The following is a 19,057-nucleotide window of genomic DNA, read 5'->3' on the forward strand; positions in this document are numbered from 1 at the left end:
TATTGCCATCAACCTAAGAAACCCAGCCTTCAGATGGAATGGCTTTTACCTCAATCTGCTTAACCCGAACTCAGGTTATTTAACAATAAGTCCAAATTTATGAACCTCAAAAACAAAACCCTGCTAATCACTGGGATTGATCAACTTGTCGGTTTGCGTACAGCCGAGCTAGCTATAGCGCAAGGAATCAATGTCCGTGGACTGCAAACTTCTACAGAACAGAACAAACAATTACAAAATTTAGGTGTTGAAGTAATTATTGGTAGTATCACCGATTCTGCTATTGCTCAAAAAGCTTGCCAGGGAGTAGATATCGTTTTACATACAGAGCAAATTGCCGAAGAAGCTGGCGCAATTAACCATTTTCGTGATGTCAATGTTGGCGGTACACTCAACATAGCTAAAGCCGCTAAACAATCTGGTGTCAAAACATTTGTGCATCTATCCAGTGTGATGGTTTACGGTTTCAACTATCCTAATGGTATTACAGAATCCGGCCCACTCTCTGGCGAAAATAATCCATACTGTCAAACGAAAATAGAAGCTGAAAAAGCACTTTTGGAACTAAACAATTCTCCGGATTTTGGCATCATTATTATTCGAGCTGGAGATGTCTATGGCCCAGGAAGTATTCCTTGGATAGTCAGACCAATTCTAATGATGCGTCAAAAATTATTTGCCTATGCCAACGAAGGTAAAGGAGTAATCAATCATGTATATATAGATAACTTGATTGATGCTATCTTTCTTGCGATCGAAAAAGAAACCTATGGTGAAATATTTAATATCACCGACGGACAAGAAACTTCGTGGAAAGAGTACTTTATGCGTTTAGCAGCAATCGAAGGTTTATCAGCACCACTTTCATTACCGAAAGATGAAATCAAGTTGTTTTTAAAGCTACGCGTTCAAGGACAAAAACTTTTCCGTAAAAAAGTTGATATTTTACCAGAGTCTATAGATTTTATGACTCGTCCCTATGCTTGTTCGATTGCAAAAGCAGAAAGCCTATTAAATTATAAACCAACAATTGACCTAGAATCAGGAATGCAGCGAACACATGAATGGCTGCAAAAAACAGATATTCAAAGCTTGATGAAATAGTCTTTTGAGAGAAGGGAGTGGGGAGTGGGGAGTAGGGAATAGGGATAATTAGAGTAGTAGGTTGGGTTGAACATAAGTGAAACCTAAGAAAGCCTTGATAATTCATGTTGGGTTACCCTGCGGTATCTTGCTATGTTCCTCACCCTACCTACTAAATTCTGGCTTCTGGATTATTATGTTGCATCTGCCTAACAATTATCTGCAATTAAGCATCAAATAATCCACAGGTTTTTAGAATAGTTGTTTTCTATGAGTAGCAATCAGCCACGATTAAGCATTGGTTTACCTGTATATAATGGTGAAAAATTTATCAAAGAAGCCATAGATTCACTCTTAGCTCAGACCTTTGAAGATTTTGAGATAATTATTTCAGATAATGCATCTACAGATAAAACTGAAGAAATCTGTAGAGCTTATGCCGAGCAAGACAAGCGTATTTGTTACTACCGCAATGACAATAATATCGGTTGCGCCCGTAACTTCAATCAAGTTTTTAAATTGTCTTCGGGTGAGTACTTTAAGTGGGCAGCCTATGATGATCTACATGCTCCAGATTTTATCAAGAAGTGTGTTGAGGTGCTTGACCAAGATCCTACTATCATCTTGTGTCATTCCCAAACATATTTCATTGATGAAAAGGGGAGTTTTCTCCAAAACTATGATATTAAACTCAAGGCAGATGCACTAAAACCACACGAGCGTTTTCACGAATTGCTGACCAAGCATTTATGTTATCAATGTTACGGTGTAATTCGCGCCAGTGCCTTGAAAATAACACCGCCTATGGGTGGTTATGGTAATGCAGATGGGATTTTCTTGTTAAGACTTGGTATTCTCGGTAGGTTTTATGAAATTCCTGAATACCTATTTTTTGCCAGAAGCCATCCGCAACAATCAATGAGTATGTATTTCCCTAATTATTTGTTGTTTACTAACAACAGAAAAAAACACTCATTGAGTATGCTGCCTGATTTTTATGCCTATGCAGTGTGGTTTGATTCAGCAAATAAAGGACAAATTTTGTTGCCACATTGGAGAATATTATGGGAGTATCTACTCTCTATATGGCGTAGTTCTTTAAGTTTCTATGAGCAGCTATGTTGCTATAGAAGTTTATATCAGCAGTTAGTAGGGGCAGAATATCTTCTGCTGAAAGATTTGCTAATGGTGGTGCTAAATCTTTGGAAAGGTTTGCAAGCAGCATCAATTAAAAAACAGCCAGTCAGACTTTGAACGAATCACTTCAGAAAAATAAGCTGGCAAATATAGCTTTTTTTCAAGCCACAAATCACCTCTTATTCACTACAAAACTATGTTGAAACTATCTCAAGTTTGTCATGTTTTGCTTGCTACTTTAGTAAGCTTCAGCTTTGCTAGAACAGCGAATGCAGAGCCAACTGCAACACTTAATGTTGTGGTAAATGGAATACATCATCAAAAAGGTGAGATTTGCTTCAGAGTTTACGCAAGTGAACAAGGATTCCCGATGAGTAATTCTAGCGGATCTCAAAGTGGCTGCGCTAAGATTACTGGCAATTCTGTGAAAAAACAATTTTCCGGTTTGAAGCCTGGAACTTATGCTGTCGCTGTAGTTGATGATCAAAATGGCGATCGCAAACTCAATAAAGACTTTTTCGGTATTCCCAAAGAAGGTTTTGGAATTTCCAAAAATCCAACTGTGTCTATACAAACAGGTACACCAAAGTTTCGTGATGCCTGTTTTGTTGTAAACAAAAATACAACAGTTAACATCATTATGAAATATTCGCTGGATTCATAAAGCAGTGGGGAGTAGGGAAGAAGCAGGGGAAAGGGGGCAGAGGGAGAACAAAAATTATACCAATTCTCCAAAATGAAGCAACAGATGTAAATCAGAAAAGTCTTGCTGCATCTAAGTTTCTTAATTGCGAATGGGCGAAAAAGCGAGTGCGAATTGGTATTACTTCTCCCCTCTGCTCCCCGCTCCCTGCCCCTTGTCCTCTTTCCAATGCCCCATGCTCAATCCCTTATTCTGTCGGAGACTAAAAATTTAATGGAAGATTTGGCAATATTTCTGTCTAAGTCTTTGACGGGTTGGCTGGTTATTCAGGTGTGTTTAACGCTTGTTTTTATATGGTATCTGCGCTCATCTAAAAAAAACTTATTACCAGATGAGCAGTTACCCAAAACCGCAGTGATTCTTTGTCTACGCGGAGCCGATCCGTTTTTGCCTAGATGTTTGCGATCGCTCCTAAATCAAAACTACCCACAATATGATTTAAAATTGATAGTTGATAGTCACGAAGATCCCGCTTGGAAAATTGCTAGTGAAACCATCACAGAGCAAGAAGCGACCAACGTTCAAATCAGCCCTTTGAGAATAGTACGCAACAATTGTAGTCTCAAATGCAGTTCTTTAATCCAAGCAGTCGGTGAGTTGGATGATTCTTACAAAGTGGTTGCTTTAGTAGATGCTGATACTATAGTCCATATAAATTGGCTGCGAGAATTAGTCAGTCCTTTGGGGGATGCGAAAGTAGGAGCAACAACCGGTAATCGTTGGTATGTACCTACAGGTAAGTATTGGGGATCTTTAGTGCGATACGCCGGTAATGTAGCCACAGTTGTGCAAATGTTTCTCTTTCAAATTCCTTGGGGTGGGACTTTAGCTGTAAAAACAGAAGTGCTTCGCCAAACAGAACTGCTTGATAAGTGGGGACAAGCTTTAGGCGAAGATTTTATGATGCACGACATCCTCAAAAAACAGGGGTTGCAGGTAAAGTTTGTGCCTTCGCTGCTGATTGTAAATCGGGAAGAAACTAATTTATTTAACTTAATAGATTATCTCAAGCGCCTCATTCTTTGTTCTCGACTCTATCATCCACGTTGGTTAGCTTTGGTTAGTGAAGCTGTTTCTAGTATTTTGTTTCCTACTGCACTGATCATTTTAGTTCTTGAGTCGTTGTTAGAGGCAAAATGGGAAGCTGCGACTCTCTTGTTAGGCTGCTATAGTGTCTATACTGTCGGGTTACTTTTGATAATGCTCGTATTGGAATTAGAGATACAGCGAATGGTTCGCTCTAATGACCAGGCAATCACAAAATTATCAGCTGCTACAATCATCAAAATGTTGATTGCGATTCCCTTGACACAATGGGTTTATGGGTTAGCGATGCTATCATCTCTATGGGTTTCAACAGTTACTTGGCGCGGTGTTTCCTATAGGGTTCAAGGGCCTTGGAATGTCCGGCTAGTTGAATATCGCCCTTATCAATGGTTGGATCAGCCTATTGATAGCAAGGTTTCTCTTTGAATTAAATTGCTAAATATGAACTAGGGTATGAAAGTTATTACACTAAACATTCCCTAGTCTTTAAATTATATAATCTTATATTTAGTAGAATTATATTAGTTAGAACCCTTATCAAAATACACCAGTGTATTTGTATTAATAGTAAGGGTTTAGACAAATATATTAAGGGGGATTTTAGCTTAATATTTTGGATACTTTCATAGTTTATAATCCAGGTTTATAAACATCCTCTTCACAATCTCAAACTTCGGCTATTTGAAAAAGCGTAAATCCTTAGTCTAACTATATTAGCGGGAATTTATGAGCTAAAGAATCAGAATGTTTATGAAACATTTGCTGCGTAAGTCCTAATTTCAAAACCAGCATTTTTGTGAAATATTCCCATTCTTTATGACTAAGAAACCACTTCGGATTGCACTATTTACAGGATTGTACGCTCCTTTCTTAACTGGAGTTTCCGTTGCAGTACACCAACGAGTTCGTTGGTTTCTAGAGCAGGGACATGAGGTTTTTCTAATCCATCCACAAATTAACGATCGCTATCCCAAAAATGTAGGCGATCGCCCTATGCCAGGTTTAAATGAAATTCAGTCTTTCCCCAACCTCTCTACTTACGCATTCCCCACACAACCCCTGCTATTTTACAAGTCTCTACCTCAACCGTTGAACTATCGATATTGGAGCGATACCAAGTTGCTGGATAAATTTCAGCCCGATATTATCATAGTTGAAGAAGCCGCGCAAATGAGAGGTTTATACTCATTTTTCTTGCAAGGTTATGGTCGCCCAATTGGTACAGAATACGCCAGACGAACAGGCACACCAACAATATCACTCTTCCATACAGATATTGTTGCATATATCAAATATTACTTTGGGGATAAATTCTTTAATTTTGTTCGTCCCATCATTCCCATTTTAGTCAAGCAATTTAGTGAGTCTTATGACTTCAATTACTTTTCTTCTAAAGAACAACTCACTAAATACGAAGAACTGAAATGCCAACGCGCCGAATACGTCCCTTATCAAGGCATTGATTGCCAAAAATTTCACCCGCGAAACATTTGTTATAACCCAATTCCTAACGACAACCGACCAACTCTCTTGTTTGTCGGACGCATCACCCCAGAAAAGAATGTTAACCAACTGCTTGATATATTTCCACTCATTGCTGCCAAAATTCCTGATGTTCATCTAGTGATTGTTGGTAGTGGCCCACTAGATAAAGAAATTCGTCAGCGTGCCGAAAAATTTGGATCAGGTATTACTGTATGGGGCGAGTCTCATGGTACAGAACTTTTAGGTTGGTTTGCCAGAGCGGATGTCTTTGTCAATCCCTCCATTACGGAAAACTTTTGCACTACAAATAACGAAGCACTAGCCTCTGGAACCCCTCTAGTTGCAGTTATTGCACCCTCAACCTCAGAACAGGTATCTCCTGGTCATAACGGCTTTCTTGCCCAAGCCAACAACCCCACAGACTTTGCTCAAAAAGTGATTGCGATTTTAGAAAATCCCAATTTGAAAGCAGATATGACTCGGAACGCTCGCTCCTCCATACTTGACTTTGATTGGTCAGCATGTATGCAAAAATTTGAAGATAAACTTTACCAAATTGTTGAAGGATCACAGAAGGTAAAGGTAGGTAGAGGCAGTATAAGACGATAACGTTGAAGAATGCAGGGGCTTCCGTTTGACCAAGCCTGTTAGTTCAAGCGTGCGATCATAGACTCAGACCGCCTCTGCTTTATCCCCTCCTCGCTTGCGGGGAGGGGATAAAGCATAGCTTGGGAGGGTGGGGTTCTTCCGGTTTAATAAGCAATTAATACCAATTCGCAATGGGCTACGCCCCGCTACGCTAACGCAATTAAGAAACTTAGATGCAGTAAGATTGGAGAATTGGTATAACTACAGATCAAACAAAGCCTGCTTATGCAGGCTTTGTTTAGATAACCCCAGACTAAAGCTGTGTGGGAACTTTCATATTTTTGCAGGAGATTGAAGAACTAAATTTTAATCAACTGCTTTCTTCACTGCATTGCTCGCATCTTCAGCTGTGCGCTGAACATTTTTACCAGCATCCTCAGCTCTACGCTGAACATTCTTTGTCACGCCTTCAGCTGCATTCTGGGTATTTCCCTTCAGATTTTCAATTCCTCGTTGAGTACCCTTAACTACGCCTTTTCCCAATTCATCAGCTGAACTGCCGATATCTTCGCCCAAGTTTTTCACTCTTTGACCAAAGGGTGTACCTTGTTTGAAATTTCGACCATATTGTTCTGGGCTATCAATTCCCTTTTGATCGACATTTTTTTGAGAATTTTTCGCCAGCGCATCACCTCTGTCATTAGCTGCCTTTTCATCTGATTTCGCTCTAGGATCTACATCACTAAAGTTATTTATCCCACCTTCAGGAGAAGAGAGAGGATAATCTTTTGTGGGATCATATCGTTTGGTATAACCTGGTTGATCATTAGGCTGTGGTGGTTGTGTTGCTACTCCTGGATCGCCACAAGCTTGTGTCAGAAATAAGAATGCTCCTGCAAAAAAAACAGTTAAAACTTTCAAGGGACGAATGCTTTTGAGCCAATTCATTGCTTTTTTCATACTTTTACTCCATGCATTTTTGCGACTAACTTAAACTTCAACCAAGAAGGCATTTGGAATTAATTTTACATCCAACGGCATTCAGAAAAATAAGAGTTTTATTTGCCTACTGCTGGATTTGTTCGTAATTCAGGTCTAGCAGCAGCTTCATTTCCCTTATCTTGTAAAAAGCCGGAAGCTTCTTCAACATTCTCTTTTACAGTCTCAATCCGGTCTTGAATCCGATTTCCTACCTTTGATTCATCCTGAATCAAACCACCTGGTTCAGGTTCTCGGAAGTCTTTATCTGTGATAATTGGTAGTTCTGCTTCTTTCTCGATTCGACCTGCTGGTGTCTCAGCACCAGGATAAAGGATCTTGGATTCTCTATCTGTTGTAGCAATCAATAATTCCGAACTTGGTTGTAAGCTAGCTTGGTCGCGTCCCTTATTAGCTTTTGGGTTTGCTATTTTCGGATCGGTAGACAATTTGTTGTTGGTATAGTTGTCTCCACCATTTTTATAAGGATTGTTTGCTCCGCCAGCTTGTACAGCAGGATTTTGTGGATTTGCACCTTGAGCATTTGCCCCACTACAAGCAGTGCTAACTATCAACAATAGTCCAGCTAAAAAGATAGTTACTATTTGGCGCAATCTTATTTTTTTCAAGAATAGTCTCACAGTGTTCACGTAGTCCTCCTTACCAAAACATTAATAAGTTAAGAGTTTGCTGAATCTTTGGAGTGGTCAGCAAGTTATTGTGCTTGTCTTGGTTTGCTCATTTGACAACCTCTTTCAAGGATATGAATAATAAAATGCGCTTGACCTCTAGCGCAGGCTACATTTCAATTACTATAAAAACAATATTTTTATCTAACTCTAGAGAGATATAAAATAAAGTAATATAAGTTGCGTAAAAAGAACTACATGAACCTGTTTAATACTTCAAAAGCTTTGAATCTAGTTCAGGGATTTTAGTCCCCTGTTTCATCAAGCGGCGCGTTTTGATGCCTAAGCTAAATCCCCGTTACAAAACGTAATTGCGAATTGCTAATTGCGAACTGCGAACTGCGAATTGGTTTAATAGGTCGTTGATGTACTGTAATAGTTGAGGCATTGGCCCCTTGTTGCTCTAACCGTTAAATTACTAAATTTATGAAGCAATTTTTACGTTGGATAATTTTGGGCGGAACGCTGTTTTTTTTAGCGAAAGCTTTGAAGGATAATTGGATTGGAGTAACTGCTATTCGCATTGATGGGGTAGGATGGGCAATTATAGCGATCGCTACAGGCGTTACTTTACTAGCACATACTTGGGCAGGCTGGATCTGGACTTGGATTCTGAAAGAGTTAAATCAACCTGTGTCGCCTCCTGAGTTCATCCAGGTTTATCTAAAAACAAACATAGCAAAGTATTTACCAGGTAATATTTGGCATTACTACGGGCGAATTATCGCCGCCAAAAATGCCAATATTTCTGCTGGTGCTGCTACCTTAAGCGTTTTGCTAGAACCCCTACTCATGCTAACAGCTGCTTTAATTATCATTGTTTTATGCAGCAGCCAATTTGCAGCAGCTAATAGTACTTTTGTTCTAAAAATATTACAATTACTGAGTTTAGCTATAGTTCTTTGTGCGATTCATCCTTGGTTTTTAAACCCAGTTATTCGCTTTTTATACAAATTGAAAGCAAAAAAGTCTGCTGTCACGACTGAAGCAACTGTTCCCTTTAGTCTTAAAAGCTATCCCTTACGGCCTTTATTAGGAGAATTAGGCTTTATGGGACTACGAGCCACTGGGTTTATATTAACTATGTTCGCCTTGGGTTCGTTAAATGTGAATCAAATTCCTTTATTATTAGGAGCTTTTAGCGGCGCTTGGTTGTTGGGGCTTGTGATTCCGGGTGCACCTGGTGGGTTAGGTGTGTTTGAAGCAACCGCGTATGAACTTTTACGACACCACTTTCCATCTGCCTTAGTATTTAGTGCGATCGCTTTATATCGCCTCATTAGTATTGTATCTGAAACTGCGGGTGCTGCTTTGGCTTGGTTAGACGAACGCCTTGCTAAATCATGAATCAGACGACACTCATTTTTGTCTATCCACCTTCATCTGCGAAAACACCCGATAAGCATCCAGATTTAATTGCGGATTACTGCTTTCATCTTCTTCCACCTTAATCAAGTTGTATTCTACATTTTCTGCGTAAATTGCAAACGTTATATTAAAAACTTCCATAAAATTAATTACCCACTGACACTCTTCTTCAGGATATTTTTCGTAATAACGAATCAAATGAGCAATTTTGATTTCTAAATGTCTACGAGAATTTCTAGAAATCAAAATAGTTTTTAATAGTATAATTACCAATGTTAAAGAGTGACCTTGAGTAAGTAGTAATACAAATAATAAAGAAGGCTCTTTCCCGTTTTCTGTGGTAAAATAATCAATCACTCGATTACAGGCTCTCAAAAACAATTCTTTAGTAAGAATTTCTTGATTATAATCTTTCTTCCATAAAGATAAAGTTTCTGCAAACTGTTGCCGCAAAGTTTTAACTAATTCTTGATTGTCTACAGAAAAAAATAGATACTTTTCTATACTTATTTTAAACTGTTCTAGGGTTTGTCCTTGAATTTGCTTGATAAATATATTGGCAATGTTTTCATGGCTAAATGCACCTTTTCTTAAAACAATTGCTTTAATTAAACGCAGAGCATTATCTCCCAAGACACTAGGATTTTTGTAGCGTGCTGTGCTTGAGACGGTAGATTGAGAACGAGCGATATACATTGCCAGTTCAAACTTATATTTGTCTTTAATCTGTCTATAAAGCTTTTTGGCAGCCTCTTGTTGCTCTCTTGGATTATTCTCGTTAACAGATTGAGCAACTAAGAAATAGGAAGTGTAGCGATTAGCCCAATGACCTTTATGTAATTCGTCATGTTTAGCAGCAAATAGTTTTATTTCTTGATAGTCTTTGCTATTTATAAAATTCTCTAGCCAGCTTTTACAGGTATTTAAACCTGGCAAATAATTAGCTTTTACTTTTAAGTTTTTAATATCAAATAAGTTAACTAATTCTTGGATATATTTATCCTTTCTATTAGTTTTCCAAGTATTAATTATTATATATATACAGCGCTTAAGTGTATTACGAAATTCCTGTTCTTTATCATTTAGAAAAAGATGGTAAATCTCAGGTACAGAATGAGAATATTCTAAATCAAGACCGTCTATGAAAAAAGCTTTGAACTCGCACAAAACTTCATCTGGCGACATTGTATTGACAATTCTTATGAAGAAGCTATAAACCTCTTCTTGTGCAATTTGCACACTTACCTGTCTAGAGTTAGACGTAATACAATGCGGATATTCCTGACTAATTGATAAACTATTAGCGGTCATTCCAGTTATCAGGATCAAAAGGTTTCCTGTTCATATTATTACCAGCTTAACCTCAGCAAACAATAGTATCAATCTATTCTTCAGAGATTCAGTAATCTTTTTACACAAATTTGATAAACTCCGGCTATAGATAAAGGATTAAAGATAAATTGTTTAATCCTTTATCAAATATTTCAGTGGAATTGCTTACTTTTGTAACGATTTTCTTCTGAATAAACTACACGGCTAAGGACACGGTATTACTCATACGTGTCAACTTAAGCTTAACTGTTGGCTTCCTCACCCGCCTTGAACTTTAGTTTCAGGCTACAAGCTTTCGTCTACTTCAGTACACTAAAGATTCTTAGGTATATACTTACTCATTTGAAGATGACTTTTACTATTAGCAAGGAACTTCAGTTCCTTGCTGGACATTACTTCGACAAAATCATGCTTTGGCGCTGCGATCGCTTTCTATTAAAAAAAGTGTTTCCTGAGCGAAGTCGTACCACTTCGTGGAAGCAAGCTACGCGTAGCGTCCCGCAGGGAAGGGAACATTCTAATTGCTCTTAGCACCAATGCCATCGCAGAGAGTGCGATCGCTATCGCTCACATTGGGATTTGATTGCAAATAACTGCGTAGCCAATCGCAACTGTAGTTCATTAGCTTGTCGAGAGTACCAGAAATTATTAAATCCTTAAGGTGATCTGGGTACAAATTCCAGAGTTTGACGGTAGCGTCAGCACTAGCAGAAGCGACGGTCTTGCCATCAGGGCTGAATGCTATACCATAGACTTCATTGCTATGCCCGTTGAGGGTAATGATTTCCTTACCTGTAGCGACATTCCAAAGTTTGACAGTTTTGTCAGCACTAGCAGAAGCGATGGTCTTGCCATCAGGGCTGAATGCTAGCTTCCAGACCACTAAGCTATGCCCGTTGAGGGTAATGATTTCCTTACCTGTAGCGACATTCCAGAGTTTGACAGTTTTGTCACCACTAGCAGAAGCGATAATCTTGCCATCGGGACTGAATGCAACTCCCCAGACCACTAATCTATGCCCCTTGAAGGTAGTGATTTCATTACCTGTAGACGCATTCCAGAGTTTCACGGTTGTGTCACCACTAGCAGAAGCGATAATCTTGCCATCGGGACTAAATGCTACGTCCCAGACTTCACTGTTATGCCCGCTAAGGGTGATGATTTCTTCGCTTGTATACACATTCCAGAGTTTTAAGGTAGCGTCAGCACTAGCAGAAGCGATGGTATTACCATCGGGGCTGAATGCTATGCCCCAGATCGAAGAGCGATGCCCGTTGAGGGTGGTGATTTCCTTACCTGTATCTGCATTCCAAAGTTTCACGGTAGCGTCAGTACCAGCAGAAGCGATGGTCTTGCCATCGGGGCTGAATACTACACTCCAGACTTCACTGCCACTGCTATGCCCGCTAAGGGTAATGATTTCCTTGCCTGTATCTGTATTCCAGAGTTTTACGGTAGTGTCACTACTAGCAGAAGCAATGGTCTTGCCATCAGGGCTGAATGCTACGCCCCAGACCCAACTCCTATGCCCGTTAAGAATGCTGTTCTCTTTGTCTATAACTGCATTCCAGAGTTTTACCGTAGTGTCACTACTAGCAGAAGCGATGGTCTTGCCATCGGGGCTGAATGCTACGCTATTGACATGATTGCTATGCCCGTTGAAGTTAGTAATTTCCTTACCTGTATCTGTATTCCAGAGTTTCACGGTATTGTCACTACTAGCAGAAGCAATGGTCTTGCCATCTGGGCTAAATGCTACGCCCCGTACAAAATCGCTATGCCCCCTGAGGGTTGTGATTTCTTTACCTGTACCCGCATCCCACAGTTTCACGGTATTGTCAGTACTAGCAGAAGCGATGGTCTTGCCATTGCGGCTGAATGCTACGCTATAGACCCTATTGCTATGCCCATTGAGGGTAGTGATTTCCTTACCTGTATCTGCATTCCAGAGTTTCGTGGTAGCGTCATCACTAGCAGAAGCGATGGTCTTGCCATCCGGGCTAAATGCTACACCCCGGACAAAATCGCTATGCCCTTTGAGGGTTGTGATTTCCTTACCTGTAGCCGTATTCCAGAGTTTCACGGTAGCGTCAGCACTAGCAGAAGCGATGGTCTTGCTATCGGGGCTGAATGCTAGACCCCAGATCGAGAAGCTATGCCCGTTGAGGGTGGTAATTTCCTTACCTGTAGCTGCATTCCAGAGTTTCACGGTTTTGTCCCAACTACCAGAAGCAATCATCTTGCCATCAGGACTGAATGCTACGCTATAAACTAATGTGTCATGCCCCTCTAAGCGATTCCGCTCTTGGATATTGTAAATTGCTCGCTTTAGTGCTGAAATCGCTTGATGGTTAGCCTCTTGTTCTAAATTGGCATCATTTCTCAGTGATTTACCTAAAAGTTGTTTGCCTGACTTTACAGCTGCAACTAAAGCCTCAAGTTGCCTATTAGACATTAGAAAAGCTTCAGAACTTTGGGCTAGAGCAATGACATTTTGTTGTATCGCTTCCTTGGCTTTGTTTAGGGCGTAATACCATAAGATGAAGAATATTTGATTTTGCTCTCGTGCTGCTTCAAGCTCTTTTTGTTGGTTTTCTTTCTCCTCTCGCTCAAGGCGATCGCGCAATTCTCGACTCTCCTGAATATACTCCTCGGCTACCCCATTCAGCATTTGCCAATCACCAAATTTAGCTAAATACGCTTCTGCTACTGCTAATCTCTCATCTTTTCTAAGGAAACCTGGCTTTTTCTCATTCCTCTCCCATTCTTGGGCTTCCGCTTCAATTTGCCGCTCAATAACTATTCCCAACTTATATTCATCTTTCCATTCCCGCAACATTTGCCAATGGCGGATTAAAGCTTCGTGGACAACATCTAAAATTACATCCTGGGAATCCGGCTCATCCGTCTTGGTAATTAATCGTGCATCTTTATCCGCTAACTTCTCACTCACCTGTTGCAAAAGTTCCAAAGAATGAAAAGAATTAACCAACTCGCCCAAACGCACGCGCCGCCTGACATCTGTGGTTTCTCCCATTTGCGTCAATTCCAGAAAAATCCGCCGCGCTACAGTTTTTTCTGTTGGTGAAAGATTTTCATAAACTGCATCGGCGCGTTTTTGTAGCGTTCCTTCCACCCCGCCTAAATCCTGATAAGTTTTCAGACTGAGAACCTCATCGCCTTGATTTCTCGACTCACGCCACAACTCTGTTAGGGTATATTGCAGCAACGGCAAACTTCCGGGGTAATCCTCAACATCATTAATTAATTGCTGTTTTAACCTTCCCTCTATGCCTAATCCTACCCAATCAGCCGGTTTAGTAATCGCTTCTTCAATTTCCTCACGGCTTAAGTGTTCGACGTTGATGTAAGGTTTATTGATTCTGCCCGCAAATTTGGGATATTCTCGCCATCTCCCCCGAAAATCCGATCGCATCCCAATGAAAATATAGAGGTTATCTGTACAATCAATTAATTCCCGCAAACAGTCAAAGAATTCTTGGCGCTGGCTGTCACCGCACATAGTAAAGCATTCTTCAAACTGGTCGATAATCAAGATGACTGGTGTGTTTAATGCTTTTAACTCCTCGCCAATGACATGGGTAAAATTACCCCTCCCCAACCCTCCCCTTGTGAAGGGGAGGGAGCTAGATTGTCCAGTTTCCTCAAAGGGAAGGGAATTAGATTTTCCAGTCTCCCCCCTTTCCAAGGGGGGATTAAGGGGGGTAATTTGACTTGTATCTACACCGCAGCTTGGCAAAGAAAGTGCAAAAGCCTCCTGTAAACTGTTAACAGGAGATTCTTTAGGCGTAAACGGTGTAATATAAGTCCAGCGATCGCTCCCTGGAATTTCTTGCCCTAGCTTCAGCTGGTAGAGTAACCCCGCCCGTAACATAGATGATTTTCCACTACCGGAAGCACCTAATACAGCAATTAGGCGATGCTTATCTCTTACTTGTTGAATCAACTGCCCAGTTAGCGCACTCCGCCCATAAAAAACCTCAGCATCTTCCTTTGTCTCGGTAAAATACGACAGAGAACGATAAGGACACTTATCCTGAAAGCTTTTTTGCGAAAACTTAGTTGTCAGCAGAATTGCTCGTGGGGAATTCTCAATTAACGGACGCTGGACTGTATTCGGCATTTGGCTGATAATGAAATCTGCCAACTTGTGGCTATTGATGATCCCATCTGCGTCATTTTCCGGGTTCAATCCTGCAAGTAACGCCTCCGTCAACAACCCCTGCGTGTGGGGAATTTCTACTCCAGTTTCGTAAGAACGGGTTGCAGTAATAAAACAGTAGTCTTTATCTGTGGGAATAAACTTCAACAATTCACCGCTATAGCAGCAATCTAGCCAAACAACCACTCGTTTAGCCTGACTTCTTTGTAACTGCTCACCCAACCAACTTAAGGGTATACCATAGATTTCTGCTTCAGGTAAAACATCACTGGTAGCTAGAAATACTTCTTCTTTGCCTGCTACAGTTTTGCACCACCCATGTCCTGAAAAGAAGAATAATGCTGTCTCTGGGATGGGGTTAGGAGGAGGAGGATTGAAAAGATTAGCGATCGCTTCTCTTAATTCTTGCACCTTTACCGCTCCTTGGCGGTCAATTGTACTCTCTCCCTTCTGGTTTAAAGTTCTAGGTAAACACTGAGCGCGAAAAGGTCTATAACCGTATACTTCTAATTGTTGGGCAATTTTCTCTGCATCCTCTGCTGCTGCTGTTAGCGGCTTTAGAGTAGTGTACTCTGGGTAATAATTAATTCCAATAACAATAGCCGCCCATTCCGATGCCATTTTTATTACCTGACTGACTCTAATAACTTTTTGCTTAAACTGTTGGCAAAATCTGTCTACAGCATTCGTTTATGTTGTATGAAAAATTACTATAATCCAGTGCAATAAACTAAATTGATTTACATAATCAAAGGTATAATAAATCACATTTTATTTAGAGAATTATTCTTTTTAGACAGATAAAATAAAAACTGAACATCAAATATATGCTGTAATTATCTCATTGAAATCATGTTTATACTAGTCGTAGTGAGTTTGGTATAAAAACGGATGAATACAAAGGCTGATAATACTATCATCGCTTTTCTCTTGGCGTTTCAAGACTTAAAAACCGCCCTTGGAGAACAAGAAAAACAGAATTTAAAAGAAGTTGCCAAGCAATTAGATACCCAACCCAAAGCTTGGGAAGACTATATTAAAGGACGTTTATTAGAAATAATTACCCCTAATCCTGACTTAAATAAGTCTTATCAATTTTATAAATCTCAATTAGATAATCTAGAAAAAATCCCTGATGATTTACTTCCTAGTGAAGCAGAAATTAATAGACTAAATACTCTTGAAAAGTCTTTAATAACTAGAGGCTTTAAACCAAAAAATGAAGCTACAGGCTACGAAAATCAACTTAATAATGTTGTAGTCATTGTTGGTAGTTCTTCTCAACCAGAAGAAACAGTTAAACAAGCGACATTTTTAGAAAAATGGAAGCAATTTTTATCTCAATCCAATCAATCAAATTAGTTTTGTCCTTGTGATGAGCGATTTAATATATCCTACACTCGACTTGTTTTTATATGCGCTAAAAACTTCTTTAAACACAACCGATGCAGAAACGCAAAAGAACCAAGCAGCTTTTTTAGAACAATTACCCTCTGATACTAAATTCTACGATCCTGATATTGAAACCGAGTATTTAGAGATTACCCATCCTACTCAAATTAACTTTATTGCCTCCGATAATATTTTAGAAGGATACTATTATCCTGTTAGATTAAATGACACTTATGGCTTACAAATTGATTGTTCTATTAATAATCAAACCGAAACTCAACCAGCTAAGTCTTTTACAATCTTAAAAACTGAAATAGAACAAAAACTCAATCAAGAACTAGCAATAATTGGAAGAACCTGGTTGCTTTCTGGTTGGCTCCCAGAAAACTCGTCTCAAAATCCTGAAGATATTGCTAAAGATTGCTATTCTGCTTTAATTCAAGATAATTATTGGGAGCCAGAAAAAGGTACTTTTTTAGGTGGAAAGGTTTTTGAAATATGGCGATCGCAAAATATAAATCAGAGCCAAGAAAAAGTAACCACTCATTCAAATAATCACAAACATCATGTGATTATTGCTATTTATCCACATCGAAAGAGCGCAGAAAAAGCTGCGGAATTTTATAAAGATTGGATGGGGTTATTTTGTTATCGAAGTAAGATTTCGTGGGCTTATTGGCAAAGCCGTTTAGTCAAAGAATCTCTGCTTAATCATTATAAACAGATTGAAGAAAATAGAAAAATTACCAATCAAAGTAATTCTCGGCAAGAAAAACAGAATATTACAACTTTTCGCAAGATTTTAAATAATATTGATAAAATTCTCCAGCAATATACAATTGACTTACTTAACCTTTCTTTCCAAAAACAAATTATTGAAATTAATTTGTCTAATTATCAACTTCGCTTGGCGTTAATTAAAGAAAAAGCAGGTCAAAATAATCAGTTAGATTTCTTAGAAAAATTTAGCGAGCTAGCCGATAAAAAATATTTACCACAAATTATTAAAGATATCGAAAATATGCAGCTTGGCTTGCAACTTTTAGAAGATACAATTAACGCTACTCGTAGTCGCATAGAAGTCGAAAAATCTGAACGAGAGGGTAACTTCCAAGAACTTGTAGCTGTTGCTGGTGCTGGTATAGCAACTGTATCTCTGGTAAGAGAGACAGCAAAAGATTGTAAAGATATTTTTAAGAAAGTTGACTTCTTTTGCAACTATCCTTTAAGTGCCAGTCTAATACTTGGAATCATTGTTGGTTTTATGGTTTGGTGGCTGAGAAAACGATTGCGATAAGCGTTGGCGTTTGCGAAGCGTCTCCGATAGGAGAAGCCTCTCGTAGAGAAGAGAAGTTCAAGCCTTCTCCTTGGAGACGCTAGCGCGAACAAGATACGACCCGTTTAATATTGGTATCCCTTACGCCTTAACGAAGAACCAAAACTTATTCAAGTTACTTTTGCCAATACCGATATGAAAGAATCTCGCCTCAAGCGAATCGACCAGTGTTGCGAGGAGGTAAAACAAGCTGTTAGGCAATTTCACACTGAAGGTATTTATCCTAGTGAAGCAGCTATTTCAAAGCTATTAGCTAAACCAGGATGTTTTCGCGATAAAAAAGTTCGCGCTGCTTTAAGGGCAGCGCAAAGAGAAATTTGTTTGGAAACATAAGCTTGCCGTTGCAGCAAAGTTATGGGTAAAGTCACAAATTTGTATAGAAGTCTTTTTGTGTATCAAATGGGGGTGGAGGGACTTGAACCCACACGACCTTTTACGGTCAACGGATTTTCATTCTTTCGCAGTTTTCACTGCTACCTGATGGCTTTAGCAAAATCAGGTTTTAAGAATTGGACTCTCCCTTTACCCTCGGCTTAACGTTAGGGTAGCTCCCGTCGGGTCTCTGCACCTTCCCTCAATTTTGGATTTTAGATTTTGAATTTTGGATTGAAGACTAATCACAAATCTAAAATCGCAAATCTAAAATTTTTGGGCTTGGCTCAGGATTGCCATGTCTGTACACCAGATTTAGGTTTCCCTGAGTTTGAGAGCTTCCACTTGAGGGATTTCTCCTTCAAGGCTCAGTTATCTAAGTCCGTAGCGTCTACCATTCCGCCACACCCCCGCAGGTGTTTTGCAACTAGTATAACTAGTTATTCTTTAGAGGCAGCAAATACCTCCTCATCTATTCCACCATCAATTGTGTCTTTTGTCCAACTAGATTAAAAATATTTTTTCCCGATTGAGCGATCGCTTTCTAGAGTTGCAAGTTTTCCTTGTTTCCTCATAATTAATCTGGATAAGTTTTTTATCTTGTCTGACCAGAGCATTTGTTTGGTGGCAGATTTAGTATCGTAGCATAACACTACCTTTTGTCAATAGTTTCCTCAGTTTCGCTCTTCAGCCTATGATGGAAAATAGAAGCTTAAGACTTGAAAGTTTATGATTGTCGCCCTGCTGTATCTGATTTTGGCTGGAGCTTACCTTCTGGTAATCCCAATTGCTATTTTGCTGTACCTGAAGCAGCGTTGGTATGTAGCTACCTCAATCGAGCGTACCTTTATGTACTTTTTGGTGTTCTTCTTCTTTCCGGGTTTGTTGGTTCTATCGCCGTTTCTAAATTTTCGACCCCAACGGCGACAAATTGAAGTTTAACTAAATTGGTAGGTCATAACTCTCATGCGACGGATTGACGCTATTGGAATTGGCTTGGGCGTTTTTATTGCTGGCGGCTTGGCTTATATAGGATTGCAGCTAGTCGGTTTGGATAATCAGCAAGCTGGTATATGGAGCCAAGTTTTACTAGTCAGTGGGTTGGTTGGCTGGTTAGCCACCTATTTTTTCCGTGCGGTGGGACAAAAAATGACCTACCACCAACAACGGGAACAGTACGAGCAAGACTTTCTGCAAAAACGGTTAGATGAGCTTACTCCCGAAGAACTAGCACGAATTCAAGCCCAAATAGAACAAGAAGAGCAATCTCAGGTGTAAAGTTATCATTGGTCAGTTGTCTCATTTGTCATTAGTCATTTGTCCTTCACTAATGACCAGTGACTAATGATCAATGACCGATGACC

15 protein-coding genes are annotated in these 19,057 nt (G+C 39.6%); 11 read left to right on the forward strand and 4 right to left on the reverse strand.

Annotated features, from left to right (window positions below; genetic code table 11):
- The first annotated feature begins 99 nt into the window (after positions 1-99).
- From RMZ43_RS12580 to RMZ43_RS12600, 5 genes are all read left to right on the forward strand, one after another.
- Positions 100-1,104 carry an NAD-dependent epimerase/dehydratase family protein gene (locus RMZ43_RS12580; protein WP_322654943.1) on the forward strand — a complete coding sequence of 335 codons (1,005 nt, stop codon included), beginning with the start codon at positions 100-102 and terminating at the stop codon, positions 1,102-1,104.
- A gap of 249 nt (positions 1,105-1,353) precedes the next feature.
- Positions 1,354-2,337, forward strand: a complete 984-nt coding sequence (locus tag RMZ43_RS12585; RefSeq protein WP_322650258.1) for a glycosyltransferase family 2 protein — start codon at positions 1,354-1,356, stop codon at positions 2,335-2,337.
- 79 nt (positions 2,338-2,416) lie between these two features.
- The gene (locus RMZ43_RS12590; RefSeq protein ID WP_322654942.1) at positions 2,417-2,884 is read left to right on the forward strand and encodes a DUF2141 domain-containing protein; all 468 of its coding nucleotides are present in this window, start codon (positions 2,417-2,419) and stop codon (positions 2,882-2,884) included.
- Between the two features lie 252 nt (positions 2,885-3,136).
- Positions 3,137-4,396, forward strand: coding sequence for a glycosyltransferase (locus RMZ43_RS12595; protein WP_322654941.1), 1,260 nt, complete (start codon positions 3,137-3,139; stop codon positions 4,394-4,396).
- 390 nt (positions 4,397-4,786) lie between these two features.
- The gene (locus RMZ43_RS12600) at positions 4,787-6,064 is read left to right on the forward strand and encodes a glycosyltransferase (RefSeq protein WP_322654940.1); all 1,278 of its coding nucleotides are present in this window, start codon (positions 4,787-4,789) and stop codon (positions 6,062-6,064) included.
- Positions 6,065-6,409: 345 nt separating this feature from the next.
- Here the strand turns inward: RMZ43_RS12600 and RMZ43_RS12605 are convergent, their stop codons facing one another.
- Entirely contained in the window at positions 6,410-7,003 is a 594-nt protein-coding gene (locus tag RMZ43_RS12605) for a hypothetical protein (RefSeq protein WP_322654939.1), read from the reverse strand.
- Between the two features lie 98 nt (positions 7,004-7,101).
- Entirely contained in the window at positions 7,102-7,671 is a 570-nt protein-coding gene (locus tag RMZ43_RS12610; protein ID WP_322654938.1) for a DUF6658 family protein, read from the reverse strand.
- Between the two features lie 465 nt (positions 7,672-8,136).
- Between RMZ43_RS12610 and RMZ43_RS12615 the strand changes: the two genes are divergently transcribed.
- Positions 8,137-9,057, forward strand: a complete 921-nt coding sequence (locus tag RMZ43_RS12615) for a lysylphosphatidylglycerol synthase domain-containing protein (protein WP_322654937.1) — start codon at positions 8,137-8,139, stop codon at positions 9,055-9,057.
- A gap of 12 nt (positions 9,058-9,069) precedes the next feature.
- On the opposite strand, the gene RMZ43_RS12620 is transcribed toward RMZ43_RS12615, so the two are convergent.
- On the reverse strand, positions 9,070-10,389 hold the full coding sequence (locus RMZ43_RS12620) for a hypothetical protein (RefSeq protein ID WP_322654936.1): 1,320 nt from the start codon (positions 10,387-10,389) through the stop codon (positions 9,070-9,072).
- 538 nt (positions 10,390-10,927) lie between these two features.
- Positions 10,928-15,214, reverse strand: a complete 4,287-nt coding sequence (locus RMZ43_RS12625; protein WP_322654935.1) for a caspase family protein — start codon at positions 15,212-15,214, stop codon at positions 10,928-10,930.
- 270 nt (positions 15,215-15,484) lie between these two features.
- On the opposite strand from RMZ43_RS12625, the gene RMZ43_RS12630 reads away from it, so the two are divergent.
- The 5 genes from RMZ43_RS12630 to RMZ43_RS12650 all read left to right on the forward strand — a co-directional run bounded on the left by RMZ43_RS12630 (position 15,485) and on the right by RMZ43_RS12650 (position 18,971).
- Positions 15,485-15,955 (forward strand): hypothetical protein, encoded by a 471-nt coding sequence (locus tag RMZ43_RS12630; RefSeq protein WP_322654934.1) that lies wholly within the window; start codon positions 15,485-15,487, stop codon positions 15,953-15,955.
- Between the two features lie 10 nt (positions 15,956-15,965).
- The gene (locus tag RMZ43_RS12635; protein ID WP_428850725.1) at positions 15,966-17,282 is read left to right on the forward strand and encodes a hypothetical protein; all 1,317 of its coding nucleotides are present in this window, start codon (positions 15,966-15,968) and stop codon (positions 17,280-17,282) included.
- 174 nt (positions 17,283-17,456) lie between these two features.
- The gene (locus RMZ43_RS12640; RefSeq protein ID WP_322654932.1) at positions 17,457-17,654 is read left to right on the forward strand and encodes a hypothetical protein; all 198 of its coding nucleotides are present in this window, start codon (positions 17,457-17,459) and stop codon (positions 17,652-17,654) included.
- 768 nt (positions 17,655-18,422) lie between these two features.
- Entirely contained in the window at positions 18,423-18,635 is a 213-nt protein-coding gene (ndhL, locus tag RMZ43_RS12645) for an NAD(P)H-quinone oxidoreductase subunit L (RefSeq protein WP_100900242.1), read from the forward strand.
- Positions 18,636-18,659: 24 nt separating this feature from the next.
- Positions 18,660-18,971, forward strand: a complete 312-nt coding sequence (locus tag RMZ43_RS12650) for a DUF3007 family protein (protein WP_322650271.1) — start codon at positions 18,660-18,662, stop codon at positions 18,969-18,971.
- Positions 18,972-19,057 lie beyond the last annotated feature (86 nt).

Origin of the sequence: Nostoc sp. CmiVER01, from assembly GCF_034531135.2 — a bacterium.
GTDB lineage: Bacteria > Cyanobacteriota > Cyanobacteriia > Cyanobacteriales > Nostocaceae > Nostoc.

Coding starts and splice junctions, on each gene's coding strand:
- RMZ43_RS12640 (WP_322654932.1), top strand. CDS start 17,457: ATGAAAGAATCTCGCCTCAAGCGAATCGACCAGTGTTGCGAGGAGGTA.
- RMZ43_RS12595 (WP_322654941.1), top strand. CDS start 3,137: ATGGAAGATTTGGCAATATTTCTGTCTAAGTCTTTGACGGGTTGGCTG.
- RMZ43_RS12585 (WP_322650258.1), top strand. CDS start 1,354: ATGAGTAGCAATCAGCCACGATTAAGCATTGGTTTACCTGTATATAAT.
- RMZ43_RS12605 (WP_322654939.1), bottom strand. CDS start 7,003: ATGAAAAAAGCAATGAATTGGCTCAAAAGCATTCGTCCCTTGAAAGTT.
- RMZ43_RS12580 (WP_322654943.1), top strand. CDS start 100: ATGAACCTCAAAAACAAAACCCTGCTAATCACTGGGATTGATCAACTT.
- RMZ43_RS12625 (WP_322654935.1), bottom strand. CDS start 15,214: ATGGCATCGGAATGGGCGGCTATTGTTATTGGAATTAATTATTACCCA.
- RMZ43_RS12615 (WP_322654937.1), top strand. CDS start 8,137: ATGAAGCAATTTTTACGTTGGATAATTTTGGGCGGAACGCTGTTTTTT.
- RMZ43_RS12650 (WP_322650271.1), top strand. CDS start 18,660: ATGCGACGGATTGACGCTATTGGAATTGGCTTGGGCGTTTTTATTGCT.
- RMZ43_RS12590 (WP_322654942.1), top strand. CDS start 2,417: ATGTTGAAACTATCTCAAGTTTGTCATGTTTTGCTTGCTACTTTAGTA.
- RMZ43_RS12600 (WP_322654940.1), top strand. CDS start 4,787: ATGACTAAGAAACCACTTCGGATTGCACTATTTACAGGATTGTACGCT.
- RMZ43_RS12620 (WP_322654936.1), bottom strand. CDS start 10,389: ATGACCGCTAATAGTTTATCAATTAGTCAGGAATATCCGCATTGTATT.
- RMZ43_RS12630 (WP_322654934.1), top strand. CDS start 15,485: ATGAATACAAAGGCTGATAATACTATCATCGCTTTTCTCTTGGCGTTT.
- ndhL (WP_100900242.1), top strand. CDS start 18,423: ATGATTGTCGCCCTGCTGTATCTGATTTTGGCTGGAGCTTACCTTCTG.